This is a genomic window from Salmonella sp. SAL04196, from assembly GCF_046550835.1.
Classification (GTDB): domain Bacteria; phylum Pseudomonadota; class Gammaproteobacteria; order Enterobacterales; family Enterobacteriaceae; genus Salmonella; species Salmonella enterica.
Genome location: NZ_JBGDXE010000003.1, coordinates 273,288 through 287,711, shown reverse-complemented (window position 1 = coordinate 287,711; position 14,424 = coordinate 273,288). Strand labels below are relative to the sequence as shown.

Genomic DNA, 14,424 nt, shown 5'->3' with positions numbered 1-14,424 from the left:
TCAGCACATCCCGGATAGCGATAAACGCTGGCTTCGCCAACGGTTGGCGCTGATGGTCGACAAAATCATAGCCTTCCATGCCGGATTCGCCGTGGACGTATGCCGCATCGCGTAACGGACGCAGCAGCGGCGTCGCGGCCCCCTGGGCAAGTGGCACATCGGCGTCCCAGAAATGCAGGAGCTGTAAGCCGTTACGGGTGGTTTTTTCGACCGAAACGTTGCCGGCAACGGTGGTCATCAGTTGCAGATCCAGCTCGGGGGCAAACAGCGCAGCGGCAATCGCGGCGGCGTCATCAATGCCTGGATCGGTATCAAGAATAATGTGTAGGGATGCTGCCATTAACGCTCTCCTGACCTATTGTTTTATATCTTCGTACTCAGCGCGACTGATACAGGTATCAGGCACATCGTCATCCGTCACCAGACGCGGACTTAGCTTATTACCTTCGACAAACGGAACTAATGGGCAAAAACGCCCTGGCGATGCTTTGTTTTCCTGCCACTGAATCTCAAGCGATTCGGGCTCAGCGCCGGGTTTTTCTGCCTGAATCACGGTACGAACATTACCGGTTAGCCAAAAAGGTTGACACGTCTCATCAAGGCTAAAAGGCGGCGTCAAATGACCATTTTTACGTACTAGCGGATAAATAATACGCCCATCAGCGTAGGAAGGTATCATGTAGCAGTTATACATTTTGCCTTTACTGATCACAGGCTGAAAATAGCTTTCACCGCGATCGATCAGTTCAATCGTTTTTCCTTTCCAGCGATACACATTGACGCCATGACTGCAGCAACCACCGCGCCAATAGCTAACAATCTGTTTATGTTCAGCATCGATCTCTGGTGAAGTGATTTCCTGATAAGACGCTGGCGCATCAACATAACGCTGTTTGGCGGGGTCATAGAGCCATGTTTGTTCTGGAGCATTCGGCCCTGCAAGTAGCTCTGTTACAATCGACAGATCCGGGTAGCCATCAAAATTGACATCCCCCCATTGAGGCATAAACGGGCTACAAGTGCCCACCGAGGCGGTATCTAAGGTCTGTATGAGTTTACCATCACGGTATAATTTTATCGCCGAAATGGCCGGCGTATTGCCGCAATCAATCTCTTTGGAAGGGTCGTAACCCCCTGCATCATTCGTGTTCGTGACCAGCACAATATCAGGGGAGTTTTTAGGTTTGAGGTAGATAAGGGCAACAGGAAAATGTCGTTTTTTATCTGCGGAAGTCCATTCGCCTTTAATCTCACTGCTGGAGATTTCCGCATTCCAGTAACCCGAAAGCGCCTTTACGCGTTCTTCAAGATGCACCTCTTTATCCTGGAGTGAGCCGCGTAGAGCAATCGCTGCCTTGTGCTGATTGCAAGGTTCATAGCAGTAATACCCATAAAGCGTGTTACCAAATCGCGTGATATTAACGTTTACCGGTTTCCCCGCGATAGTTCCGGTATAGTTTCGCTCCCAGGCGGGTAGCTCCAGCACCGTGGCGCTTGTCGCGTCCATCCAAAAGCCGATGGCGAGTAACGTTGCCAATCCATATTTTATTTTGCCCATTTCCCTTATCCCTGTAGGCATTACACCCCAAAAACCAGCAACGATTGTGCTGGTTTTTCAGATGAATAGCAAAAAGGTGGGGCATTAGCAACGGATGACGACTACGCCTTATTCTTCCTGTCGCCCATTGAATATCAAAAGAAATTCTTAAGATCTGGTCAACGTAACGTCATCAGGCAGATTTCTGAATTATGAAATCTTATTCGACCTCACGAACATCCACACGCAGCTCTTTCGGCACTTCGAAAACAATATTTTCTTCGCGCCCCTCAAGCGTGACAGCTTCGCCGCCGCCAAACTCGCGCAGACGCGCAATAACATTCTGCACCAGAATATCCGGCGCGGAAGCGCCAGCGGTGACGCCAACGCAGGCGGCTTCTTTCACCCACGCCTCCTGGATATCCGCCGCATCGTCGATAAGAAACGCGGTTCTTCCCATCCGTTGGGCCAGTTCCGCCAGCCGGTTAGAGTTAGAAGAGTTTTTCGAGCCGACCACCAGCACCACGTCAGCCTGCTCCGCCAGCGCCCGCACCGCTTCCTGACGATTAGTAGTGGCATAGCAAATATCGTCTTTGCGCGGGCCGACGATTTTCGGAAAGCGTTTACGCAACGCATCAATCACATCGGACGTATCGTCCACGGAAAGCGTGGTTTGCGTCATGAAGGAGAGCTTGCCTTCATTTTTGACATTCAGCGTCCAGACGTCCTCTGGCGACTCAACCAGGTACATCCCCCCTTCCGGGTTGCTGTACTGGCCCATGGTGCCTTCCACTTCCGGGTGCCCGGCGTGGCCGATGAGAATAGACTCTTCACCGCGACGGCTGGCGCGCGCCACTTCCATATGGACTTTCGTCACCAGCGGGCAGGTGGCGTCAAAAACGGTAAGATCGCGGCTTTTCGCCTCGTTACGCACCGCCTGGGAAACCCCATGAGCGGAGAAGATCAGAATGGCGCCATCCGGCACTTCGCTAATTTGTTCTATAAAGATCGCCCCGCGCTTGCGCAGGCTGTCCACTACATAGCGGTTATGCACGACTTCGTGCCGAACGTAAATTGGCGCGCCGTAAATGGCGAGCGCATTTTCAACAATGCTGATAGCGCGGTCTACCCCGGCGCAAAAACCGCGTGGGTTGGCCAACAGGATCTGCATGTTTATGCCTCCAGCGCCGGATCGATTTCCAGCACTTCAATATCAAAGTGAACGGTATGCCCGGCCAGCGGATGGTTAAAATCAACGGTAATCGAGTCGCCGTTGATTTCGCGAATCACGCCAGGCATTTCGCTGCCATCCATTGCGGTAAAAAGCATAATCGCCCCGACTTCCGGTTCGCCCGCCGCCATAAACTCACGGCGCGAGAAATACTGGATCAAGTCCGGACTGGGGACGCCAAACGCGGCGTCAGGCTCCAGCGAAAACGCTTTCTTTTCCCCTTCTTTCAACCCCAGAAGCTGCTGCTCCAGACCTTCGGAAAGCGAGGTATCGCCAAGACGGAACAGGGCTGGCTTGCCGTTATTGCGGGTAGATTCCGCCGTTGAGCCATCATCCAGTTTCAGGGTGAAGTGAACGAGGATCGCGCTGTTGCTCTGTACGGATTTAGACATGCAAATTGCTCACGTGTTTTGCCCGGAGGCACAAAGAACGATAAAACCGTAGGCCGGATAAGGCGTTTTCACCGCCATCCGGCACCACGTTTGCCTGATGGCGCTGCGCTTATCAGGCCTACAAAACCGGATAAGCGCCACCCGGTATTTACGCTTATGCCTGTTCTTTCGCTGTCGGCTTCGGCAAAAAGCCTTCCAGTACAATCAGCGCCGCGCCGATACAGATCGCGCTATCGGCAAGGTTGAACGTCGCGAAATGCCAGTCGCCGACGTAAAAATCGATCATATCGACAACAAAGCCGTGCCACAGACGATCGAACAAATTCCCCAGCGCGCCGCCGATGATTAACGCATAAGCGATGTTATTCAGCTTCTGCGTCGCTTTCGAGCGATACATCATCACCAAAAGAATTACGCAGATCCCTATCGCAATCCCGGCAAAGAACCAGCGCTGCCAGCCGCCGCTATCCGCCAGGAAGCTAAAAGCCGCGCCGTAGTTACGCGCATAATGCAGATTAAGCGACGGGAACAGCCCTACCGTATCCCCCAGAGCGAAATTCTGGAGGATCAGGTATTTGCTGCCCAAATCGATAATCAGCACGACTACTACCAGCCATAGCCAGCGTAGTCCTGTTGAACAGAGTGGTTTACTCATCAGGCAAATTTACGTTGTTCGCCATTACCGGCGATGTTGCTGACACAGCGTCCGCAGATATCTGCATGTTCCGCCACCTTGCCGACATCAGTAGTGTAGTGCCAGCAGCGCGGACACTTATCACCCTCGGCACGCGTTACCACTGCCTGAACTGTCGTATTACCAGCATTGTACTGAATATTTTCATCATCAATACCCCCCGCTTGCTCAGAAATCACGAACTGGGAAGTAATGAAGATAAATCTGACCTCTTCACCCAACAGTTTCAGCTTCTTGATCGTACCGTTAGCATCGTCAGCATATTTCAGCGTCACTTTTGCTTCCAGGTTCGATTTGATGCCATTGGCTTTCTGATTTTCCAGCTCTTTGTTGACCTGGTCCTTGATATAGCGGACATCGTCCCAGAATGCGTCATTAAATTCTTCATTCTCTTCCAGGCCAAACAACCCGTCGTACCATTCGCCGGTGAAGACATATTTTTCACGCTCGCCCGGCAGGTAGCCCCAGATTTCATCAGCCGTGAAGGACATGATCGGCGCCATCCAGCGAACCAGAGCTTCTGCGATATGATACAGCGCAGTCTGGCAGCTACGACGCGCGACGCTATCAGCCTTCGCGGTGTACTGGCGGTCTTTGATGATGTCGAGGTAGAACGAGCCCATTTCAACGGAGCAGAAGCGCATCAGGCGCTGTACCACTTCATGGAAGTCGTAAGCTTCGTATGCCTTCAGAATCTCTTGCTGCGCCGTTTTCGCGCAGCCCACCGCCCACCTGTCCAGCACCACCATCTCTTCCGGTTTGACCATATCGGTGGCCGGATTGAAGCCATTGAGGTTCGCCAGCAGGAAGCGCGCGGTATTACGGATACGACGATAGCTGTCGGCGGCGCGTTTGAGGATCTCGTCAGAGACCGCCATTTCGCCGGTATAGTCAGTAGACGCCACCCACAGACGCAGGATATCCGCGCCCAGTTTATTCATCACATCCTGCGGCGATACGGTGTTACCGATGGACTTGGACATTTTGCGCCCCTGACCATCGACGGTGAAGCCGTGAGTCAGTACCTGGCGGTATGGCGCTTTGCCTTTCATCGCCACGCTAATCATCAGGGAGGACATAAACCAGCCGCGATGCTGGTCAGAGCCTTCCAGATACATATCGGCAGCGTGACCGGCGAATTCCGGACGTGCGTCAACCACGGAGTAACTGGTGGAACCGGAATCAAACCAAACGTCCAACGTATCCGGAACTTTCTCGTATTGATCAGCATCTTCGCCGAGGATCTCTTTCGGGTCGAGATCCCACCATGCCTGGATACCGTCAACTTCGACGCGTTTCGCCACCTCTTCCATCGCCGCCAGAGTACGCTCAATCGGCAGCAGCTCCTGCGTTTCTTTATGCACGAACAGCGACATCGGTACGCCCCAGGTACGCTGACGTGAGATACACCAGTCAGGACGGTTAGCGACCATTGATTCAATACGCGCCTGACCCCAGTCCGGGATCCACTGAACGCCTTTGATCTCTTTCAGGGACTGTTGACGAAGCCCTTCTTTATCCATGCTGACGAACCACTGCGGGGTCGCGCGGAAAATGATCGGCGTTTTGTGACGCCAACAGCACGGATAGCTGTGCTGCATTTTTTCGACATGCAGTAGCGCGCCTTTTTCTTTCAGCAGTTCAATAACGATATCGTTCGCTTTGAAGACGTTAACACCGTCAAGCGTTGGATATGTGCCTGGCAGGTAAGCGCCGTCCGGCCCAACCGGGTTAGCCGTTTCCAGGCCATACTTTTGACCGATCACGTAGTCATCCGGGCCGTGACCAGGGGCGGTATGTACCGCGCCGGTACCTGCGTCCAGGGTGACGTGATCGCCGAGGATCGCCGGCACGTCAAAGCCCATAAACGGATGGGTAAAGCGCAGCAGTTCCAGCTCCGCGCCTTTTACGGTACCGAGAATGGTGTATTCAGCCGCGCCAATACGCTGCATGACGCTTTCAACCAGATCTTTCGCCAGAATCACCGCCTGTCCGTCAATCTGCACCAGCGCATAATCAAAGTCCGGCGCCAGGGAGATGGCGCGGTTAGCCGGCAGAGTCCACGGCGTGGTGGTCCAGATGACCAACGAGATCGGGCCGCTCACGCCCGGCAAACCAAACTTCGCTTTCACCGCATCCTGATCGACGGCGCGGAACGCCACGTCGATAGACGGCGACGTTTTGTCGTAATATTCAACTTCCGCTTCCGCCAGCGCGGAACGGCAGTCAACGCACCAGTGCACCGGCTTAGCGCCTTTGTGCAGATGACCGTTTTTGATAATTCTGCCCAGCGCGCGGATGATGTTAGCTTCGGTTTTGAAGTCCATGGTCAGGTACGGATGCGACCAGTCGCCCAACACGCCCAGACGAATGAAGTCTTTACGCTGGCCGTCAACCTGCGTAGCGGCATATTCGCGGCACTTGGCGCGGAATTCAGCGGCAGTGAATTTCTCGCCCGGCTTACCGAACTCCTGCTCGACTTTCAGCTCGATAGGCAGACCGTGACAGTCCCAGCCCGGCACGTAAGGCGAGTCAAATCCCGACAGTCCTTTGGACTTCACGATAATGTCTTTCAGAATCTTGTTAACTGAGTGACCAATATGAATGCTGCCATTCGCATATGGAGGGCCATCATGCAGAATGAAGGTTTTTTTGCCTTTTTTGGCCGCACGAATGATGCCGTACAGATCATCATCGGTCCAACGCGCCAGCATTCCCGGTTCACGCTTGGCGAGGTCGCCGCGCATCGGGAACCCTGTTTCCGGCAAATTCAGGGTCGATTTATAGTCACTCATCAGATTCTCGGTTCCGTATTTCGGTTTGATAAACACCGTCAGGATTACACCTGCCCGGCTAGCCCAAAAAACTTGCGGGCCGTTAACTCATCGCGTGCGATTTGCGCTTTTAGCTCATCAAGCGACGCAAATCGCTGCTCATTACGTATCTTTTTACGCAGTATTACATCTATATGGCGACCGTAGAGGTCCATTACAACGTCCAGCAGGTGCACTTCCAGTTGTTGACGCACGCCAGCCACCGTTGGACGAGTGCCAATGTTCGCTACGCCGGGTAACGGCTTATCGCCAAGCCCGGTGACTTCCACCGCATAGACCCCTTTTACCGGGGAGACCTGACGGCGCAGCGGTAAGTTCGCCGTCGGGAAGCCAATGGTACGTCCCAGCTCGTCGCCATGAACGACACGCCCGGAAATAGTAAAGGGATGTCCCAGCAGGCTTTCGGCAAGCGCCAGGTTATCTTCCGCCAGCGCCTGTCTCACTGCGGTACTACTGATACGCACGCCGCCTTCACAAAAGGTTTGGGTGCTGGAAACCGCAAAACCATACTCCGCCCCCGCCTTCTGTAATAACAAGAAATCGCCCGCGCGGCTAGCACCAAAGCGGAAATCATCGCCGACGGCAAGAAATTGCACGCCAAGTCGCTCCACCAGCAGTTCGCTGATAAACGTTTGCGCCGTCAAAGCGGCAAAGCGGCGATCGAATTTCACGCACAGCACATAGTCCACGCCGCACTGCGCAAGGTAATGCAGTTTTTCACGCAGGCGCGTCAGGCGAGCGGGCGCTTTATCCGTCGCGAACAGCTCCAGCGGCTGCGGTTCGAAAATCATGACCACCACCGGCAGACCGCGTCTGCGTCCTTCTTCCTGCAAACCCTGCAGTAGAGCGCGATGCCCTCGATGTACGCCGTCGAAATTACCAATGGTCAGCACACACCCATGCGGGGCCTGACTGAGATTATGTATGCCGCGTATCAGCTTCATGTCTGACTCAAAACAGTGAAAATCGCAAGAGTATACCTTGTACAGCGGTCAAGGTTAACCGACTATTGCCCTGAGGAAACATAAAGAAGATGCTTTTCATCGCCATGCGGCAAACTCCGCCCCAAAACCCGCCGCTTAATGCAATTTTTCTCATGGAAAGGCTGTATTCACAGCACGCAAGCTGGTAGAATCCTGCGCCATCACTACGCAACGAGTGCTGCAATTTAAACGGCGCTTATTTGCACAAATCCATTGACAAAAGAAGGCTAAAAGGGCATATTCCTCGGCCTTTGAATTGTCCATATAGAACACATTTGGGAGTTGGACCTTGGCTAATATCAAATCAGCTAAGAAGCGCGCCGTTCAGTCTGAAAAGGCTCGTAAGCACAACGCAAGCCGTCGCTCTATGATGCGTACTTTCATCAAGAAAGTATACGCAGCTATCGAAGCTGGCGACAAAGCTGCTGCACTGAAAGCATTTAACGAAATGCAACCGATCGTGGACCGTCAGGCTGCTAAAGGTCTGATCCACAAAAACAAAGCTGCACGTCATAAAGCTAACCTGACTGCACAGATCAACAAACTGGCTTAATCGCCTGCTTGTTATCAGCTTTGTAAAAAAACCCGCGTAAAGCGGGTTTTTTTATGCCTGCTATCTGCCGTTTTTCTCGTCAACCGCTGGCGCCGATCTCACTCGTTAACGCTCTTACTAACCAGCCTCTTTTTTCAGCTACTCCTCCCTTAGCCACGTCACGTAATACTTGAAAGTTATTTTCTTTCACTGTTTTCCTTTTTTTATTTCATTATTAAAAAAACTGTGACCACCTTAGCAAATAGAAACATCGCTCATTCAAAAACTAATAAACGCAATCCTGATGTAAGATTTGATAATTGATTGATGCCGTCGGGTTAACTACTTTTCATGTACACCTTACTTACTCATTTTAATCTGAGGTTAAATTCAAAAACGACATAAAAATAATATTCAAAACTTGCTTAGAAAGTAGAGGTTGTTTTTCTGGGCGTATCGTACCAATATCGGAGTTATCATTATGAGTTCTGTCATTGAGGATACCCAGCCTTCCGGGTCAGCATCATTGTCTTTACTACAGCGTATTAGCTATGGCTCTTTGGATGTGGCGGGTAATCTGCTGTACTGCTTCGGTTCAACGTACATTTTATATTTCTACACAGACGTTGCGGGCATTAGCCTTGCCGTAGCAGGCGTTATCCTGCTGCTGGCGCGTATTATCGATGGCATAGACGCCCCCATATGGGGGATCATCATCGATAAAACGCGTTCACGCTACGGTAAATGTCGTCCCTGGTTTTTATGGTTACCGCTGCCTTTTGCGGTATTCAGCGCGCTGTCATTTTGGTCTCCTGATATCAGTATGACAGGAAAAGCCATCTATGCAGCAATATCTTATATGATTGCCAGCATTCTATTTACCGGACTTAATACACCACTCAGTGCAATATTACCCCTGATGACCTTATCTCCCAAGGAAAGACTGGTTTTAAATTCCTGGCGAATGACCGGTGGGCAAATTGGGGTTTTATTAATGAACGCGACCGCCTTGCCGTTAGTCGCTTTTTTAGGTAACGGTGATGATCACGCTGGTTTTATTTATACGGCAATTACATTTGCCATTATATCCTGCGCGCTAACGCTCTTTGCGTTTAAAAACATTCGTGAAATGGATACGGATAAAATACAGCATGAACCTAAGTTGCCGATGAAAAAAAGTTTCGCGGCGATGAAAGGTAACTGGCCGTGGATCCTGATGGTGCTGGCTAATCTGATCTTCTGGATTGCCCTACAGCAGCGCAACACGACCATTGTCTATTATCTGACCTACAACCTCGACCGTAAAGATCTGGTACCGCTGATTAACAGCCTGGCGACGATTCAGATCCTGTTTATCATCGCTATCCCCTTCTTTAGCAAATACCTGGCTAAAACCTGGATATGGGTAGGCGGTCTGCTGGTCGCCACGTTTGGCGGCGTCATGATGTGGCTGGCAGCGGACAACATTACTTTCCTCATCGCCGCCTGGATACTCGGCAATATCGGCAGCGGTATCGCCTGCTCAATGCCGTTTGCCATGCTGGGGTTCGCCGTCGATTTCGGTGCCTGGAAGACCGGTATTAAGGCTACCGGCATTCTTATCGCCTTCGGCAGCACCTTCTGCATCAAGATGGGTAGTGGCCTCGGCACCGCTTTCGCCGCCTGGATCATGAACAGTTTTGGCTATGTCCCCAACCATGTCCAGAGTGCTGCGGGTCTGGAGGGAATTATCTGGGCCTTTATCTGGGCACCCGCCCTACTCTTCGCGCTCGCAGCGATCCCACTACTTTTCTTTCGCAAATACGAAGCGATGGAAGAGAAGATTCGCCACGATCTGGAAACCATCAACTCATAACGTTCTTTACCTTCACCCTCGAATATGGGAGGCACCACCATGCCATTTATGCAACAAGACCCGCGTCGTCTGGTCTGGCAGCAAAACGATCGCTATTTATGGATTGAACCCTGGGGCGAGAACAGCCTGCGCGTACGCAGCGGCCGTCATCTGCCGGTAATGAGAAATGAAGACTGGGCATTGACTGAGCCAGTCGCAGAAAGTCAGTGCCACATTGATTATGAGCACCACCAGGCAACGCTGACCAACGGCAAAATTATCGCTATCGTCAATCAAAAAGGACAAGTTACCTTTTACCGCCATCCACACAAACCCCTGTTGCAGGAGTTCTGGCGCCTGCGGGGCGAAATTGGCGAGGATGAATCATCTCACGGCCAGTACGTCAGCGCACTCAACCTTGAGGGACGCGAGTTCCGCCCGATTCAGGGTGGGAAATATTCACTGAAAGCCCGCTTCGAAGCCACCGAAGGGGAAAAAATTTATGGTATGGGGCAGTATCAACAGGCCAACCTGGATCTCAAAGGATGCGTGCTTGAGCTGGCGCAACGTAACTCCCAGGCCTCAGTACCGTTTATGCTCTCCAGTCTGGGCTACGGATTTTTATGGAACAATCCGGCAGTCGGACGCGTAACCTTTGCCCAAAACGTTACCGAATGGGAAGCGCAGGTCAGCGAACAGCTGGACTACTGGATCACGGCTGGCGATACCCCGGCAGAAATTAGCCGGGCTTACGCGCTGGCTACCGGCACACCGCCGATGATGCCGGACTACGCCATGGGCTTCTGGCAGTGCAAACTCCGTTATCGCACGCAGGAAGAGCTGCTGGAGGTCGCCCGCGAATATAAGCGTCGCAATCTGCCTATCTCAGTGATCGTTATCGACTTCTTTCACTGGCCGAATCAGGGTGACTGGATGTTCGATGCGCGCGACTGGCCCGATCCTGATGCCATGATTGCCGAGCTGAAATCGCTGGGAATTGAGCTGATGGTCTCCGTCTGGCCGACGGTAGATAACCGTACCGAAAGCTATCGGGAGATGCGCGAAAACGGCTGGCTGGTACAAACGGAACGTGGCTTGCCGATCAATATGGATTTCCTCGGCAATACCACTTACTTTGATGCGACTCATCCGGGCGCGCGCGACTACGTCTGGGGCAAAGCCAAACGCAACTATTACGATAAAGGCGTGAAGTTATTCTGGTTAGATGAAGCCGAACCTGAGTTCAGCGTTTACGACTACGACAACTATCGCTACCATGCCGGGCCGGTACTGGAAGTGGGCAATATCTACCCACGTATGTACGCTAAAACCTTTTTTGACGGCATGAAAGCCGATGGCGAAGACCAGGTTATCAACCTGCTACGCTGCGCCTGGGCCGGCAGTCAGAAGTACGGCGCACTGGTCTGGTCAGGTGATATTCACTCCTCGTTTAGATCGCTGCGCAACCAGTTTGCCGCCGGACTCAATATGGGAATCGCGGGGATACCGTGGTGGACGACGGATATCGGCGGTTTCCATGGCGGTAATATTCACGACCCGAAATTCCATGAATTGCTGATTCGCTGGTTTCAGTGGGGCGTCTTTAGCCCGGTGATGCGTCTGCACGGCAACCGCGATCCGCAGATTTTACCTGCACAACCGTACCGGGATGGTATCGCCCAGTGCCCTACAGGTGCGCCGAACGAGGTCTGGAGCTACGGTGAGGAAGTATGCGACGTACTGACAGGTTGCCTGGCGTTGCGAGAAAAACTCAAGCCCTATATCAAAGCGCTGATGGAGGAAACCCATAAGCACAATTCGCCAGTGATGCGCCCCCTGTTCTTTGAATTCCCCGAACAGGAAACAAGTTGGGCAATCACCGACCAGTATTGTTTTGGTCCTGACCTGCTGATCGCCCCCGTCATGCATGAAGGTATGCGCGAGCGTGATGTCTGGCTACCAGAAGGGGAAACATGGACGGATCTTGCGACCGGTGAAAGCTATTCAGGAGGGCAGACGCTGCATTACGCTACGCCACTGAACAGAATTCCGGTGTTTATCCGCGAAGGTGGGCAGTACCGTAGCCTGCTGAACTTGTAGAATGATTCCGGCTGCGGGCTAGTTCCGCAGCCGGAAGTATTACGGTAGGTATGTCTACTGTAGTTTAAACAATGCCGAGTAGTCCGCATTGCAAATACGCTGCACCGCCGGATGCTGGATCATTCTCTCGGCAAAAATCGCATGATATTCTTCCATGACATTCTCCACGCGCCCAATCTCTATTACCGACTCATCGGCATAAAAATCCAGTGAATAAAGGCTCGGCGCCACAAAAATCGCATCGTGCGTCGCGCCAAACGCCTTCATTAAGGCCGCGTCATCAAATTCACCGAGGATCTCAACCTGCAACCCCTGCGAATTAAACCAGTTCAACAACTTACGCCCCAGCATTGAGCGACGTCCCGGCACCAGCAACCGTCGCTCTTCCAGGCAGGCAGGGAACGCTTTTTCAGGAAGCGGATTCGTACACCAGAAACTGACGCTGCATTCGCCGATTTTGACTGAGAATAGCCCCTCCTGCTGCGTGGAATCTATCGGGCAGTCGGAGATAATCATATCCAGCTTGTGCTGGCTGAGCTGTTCGAGCAACATTTCGTGCGTCGACTCAAAGCAACGCAGATGTATGGGTTCGTCCACCACCACCGCCGCATCCAGAACGCTGCTGACCAGACGCTTGGATAAAGCATCGGCGACGCCGACATCAAACAACAGGTTTGATTCTTTGCGGTAATTGACGATATCCAGCATCTCCTGGCTTAGCGTAAACATTTTATCCGCATAGCGAAAAACCAGCTCGCCCAGTTCGCTGGGCTCAAGACCGCGTCCCTTACGTTTAAATAGCTTCCCCTGTAAACGCTCTTCCAGGGCTTTAATTTGACCAGTAATGGTTTGCGGCGTCAGAAAAAGCGCCTCTGCGGCACCCACGACAGAACCTTCTTTATAGACATGCCAGAAGTAATAAAGATGGTTGTAGTTAATATGAGACATGCTCATTCCTCTCCCTGTTCAATGTCGCAAGGGAGCGATACATCGCTCCCCCTTTCCTTCGTACTGGTTATGCCGGCGCGTTCAAACGCGCGCGCAACCAGCTATACCCCACCACTGCGGAGAGCAATGAACCAATCAAAATGCCCAATTTCGCCCAGTTAATAAGTTCCGGATCGACATTGCCAAATGCCAGGCTGGCGATAAAGATGGACATCGTAAAACCAATGCCACACAAAATGCCGACCGCCATGATTTGCTGATAAGTGGTCCCCTGCGGCAGATGCGCCAGCTTGAAACGCAGCGCCAGCCAGCAAAACAGACTAATCCCCAGCGGCTTACCAATCAGCAGACCGGCAATAATTCCCAGCGGCAGCATGGAGGTCAGACCGTCAATCGTGACGTCCTGAAGAGAAACGCCGGCATTCGCAAAAGCGAAGAGCGGCAGGATCAGGTACGCGACCCACGGGTGCAGAACATGCTCCAGACGCTTCGCCGGCGAGCGACCGTGTTTTTCTTTCAGCGGAATAAAGAAGCCGACAATGACGCCTGCCAGCGTCGCGTGAACGCCGGACTTCAGTACCGCCGTCCACAGCACTGCCCCGACCAGAATATATACCCCAGTCCGTCTGACGCCGCACAGGTTCAGCAGCGCCAGCACGGCAATCGCGAACGCCGCCACGCCCAGCGAGACGATAGAAAGATCGCTGGTATAAAACAGTGCGATAATAACGATGGCGCCGAGATCATCGATGATCGCCAGCGCCATCAGGAAAATTTTCAGCGCCAGCGGAACCCGGCTGCCCAACAGCGCCAACACGCCCAGCGCAAAGGCGATATCCGTCGCGGCAGGAATAGCCCAGCCCTCACGAGTGACCGGATCGGAGTAGTTAAAGGCCAGATAGAGCAATGCTGGTACAATCATCCCGCCGATGGCGGCAATCACCGGAAAAGCGGCCTGGCGCAGACTGGCTAACGAGCCTTGCATTAGTTCGCGCTTAACTTCCAGACCAATCAACAGGAAAAACACAGCCATCAGCGCATCGTTGATCCACAGCAGCATGTTTTTGTTGATTTCAAGCGCCCCAACCCGTAGCTGAACCGGCGTCTCCAGAAAATCATGATACCATCCACTGGTCGCGCCCATATTGGCCATCAGCATAGCCAGCGCAGCGGCGATGATGAGAATGATGCCCCCAGAGGCATCGCTGCTAAAAAATCGGTGCAGATGTTTCACTTTTTATTCTCTCAATCAGGTGAATTCTTCGAATCTACTATCTTACCTCGCCTGACTCATCGTTAAAATTAGATTATATATGATGAATAGCTCGTTTTTTACGAA

Annotated in this window: 13 protein-coding genes; 3 read left to right on the top strand and 10 right to left on the bottom strand. The window is 52.5% G+C overall.

Annotation, left to right across the window (positions count from 1 at the left end; all coding sequences use genetic code 11):
* The 8 genes from ACLJPE_RS14155 to ACLJPE_RS14120 form a co-directional block, all read right to left on the bottom strand.
* On the bottom strand, window positions 1-340 hold a 340-nt coding region (locus tag ACLJPE_RS14155; RefSeq protein WP_410966014.1), incomplete at its 3' end, for a nucleoside hydrolase.
* A 15-nt stretch (window positions 341-355) separates the two neighbouring features.
* Window positions 356-1,558, bottom strand: a complete 1,203-nt coding sequence (locus ACLJPE_RS14150; protein ID WP_000516311.1) for an XAC2610-related protein — start codon at window positions 1,556-1,558, stop codon at window positions 356-358.
* Window positions 1,559-1,757: 199 nt separating this feature from the next.
* Window positions 1,758-2,708 (bottom strand): 4-hydroxy-3-methylbut-2-enyl diphosphate reductase, encoded by a 951-nt coding sequence (gene ispH, locus ACLJPE_RS14145; RefSeq protein ID WP_001166422.1) that lies wholly within the window; start codon window positions 2,706-2,708, stop codon window positions 1,758-1,760.
* Between the two features lie 2 nt (window positions 2,709-2,710).
* Entirely contained in the window at window positions 2,711-3,160 is a 450-nt protein-coding gene (gene fkpB, locus ACLJPE_RS14140; RefSeq protein ID WP_000047269.1) for an FKBP-type peptidyl-prolyl cis-trans isomerase, read from the bottom strand.
* A gap of 154 nt (window positions 3,161-3,314) precedes the next feature.
* Window positions 3,315-3,815: a signal peptidase II gene (lspA, locus tag ACLJPE_RS14135; RefSeq protein ID WP_000042736.1), complete on the bottom strand. Its 501-nt coding sequence runs from the start codon at window positions 3,813-3,815 to the stop codon at window positions 3,315-3,317.
* Window positions 3,815-6,649 (bottom strand): isoleucine--tRNA ligase, encoded by a 2,835-nt coding sequence (gene ileS / locus ACLJPE_RS14130; RefSeq protein ID WP_001563101.1) that lies wholly within the window; start codon window positions 6,647-6,649, stop codon window positions 3,815-3,817. The genes lspA and ileS overlap by 1 nt, the downstream gene beginning before the upstream one ends.
* A gap of 44 nt (window positions 6,650-6,693) precedes the next feature.
* Window positions 6,694-7,632: a bifunctional riboflavin kinase/FAD synthetase gene (gene ribF / locus ACLJPE_RS14125; RefSeq protein ID WP_000767311.1), complete on the bottom strand. Its 939-nt coding sequence runs from the start codon at window positions 7,630-7,632 to the stop codon at window positions 6,694-6,696.
* A gap of 7 nt (window positions 7,633-7,639) precedes the next feature.
* Window positions 7,640-7,855, bottom strand: a complete 216-nt coding sequence (locus ACLJPE_RS14120) for a DUF2575 family protein (protein ID WP_001538903.1) — start codon at window positions 7,853-7,855, stop codon at window positions 7,640-7,642.
* Between the two features lie 105 nt (window positions 7,856-7,960).
* On the opposite strand from ACLJPE_RS14120, the gene rpsT reads away from it, so the two are divergent.
* From rpsT to ACLJPE_RS14105, 3 genes are all read left to right on the top strand, one after another.
* The gene (rpsT, locus tag ACLJPE_RS14115; RefSeq protein WP_001518655.1) at window positions 7,961-8,224 is read left to right on the top strand and encodes a 30S ribosomal protein S20; all 264 of its coding nucleotides are present in this window, start codon (window positions 7,961-7,963) and stop codon (window positions 8,222-8,224) included.
* Window positions 8,225-8,684: 460 nt separating this feature from the next.
* Window positions 8,685-10,058, top strand: a complete 1,374-nt coding sequence (locus ACLJPE_RS14110; protein WP_023197710.1) for an MFS transporter — start codon at window positions 8,685-8,687, stop codon at window positions 10,056-10,058.
* Window positions 10,059-10,097: 39 nt separating this feature from the next.
* On the top strand, window positions 10,098-12,137 hold the full coding sequence (locus ACLJPE_RS14105) for a TIM-barrel domain-containing protein (RefSeq protein WP_001116450.1): 2,040 nt from the start codon (window positions 10,098-10,100) through the stop codon (window positions 12,135-12,137).
* A 54-nt stretch (window positions 12,138-12,191) separates the two neighbouring features.
* Here ACLJPE_RS14105 and nhaR read toward each other — a convergent pair whose 3' ends face one another.
* A complete protein-coding gene (gene nhaR / locus ACLJPE_RS14100) occupies window positions 12,192-13,091 on the bottom strand; it encodes a transcriptional activator NhaR (RefSeq protein ID WP_000062872.1) in 900 nt (299 codons plus the stop codon).
* 61 nt (window positions 13,092-13,152) lie between these two features.
* A complete protein-coding gene (gene nhaA / locus ACLJPE_RS14095; protein ID WP_023233077.1) occupies window positions 13,153-14,319 on the bottom strand; it encodes a Na+/H+ antiporter NhaA in 1,167 nt (388 codons plus the stop codon).
* Window positions 14,320-14,424: the final 105 nt, after the last annotated feature.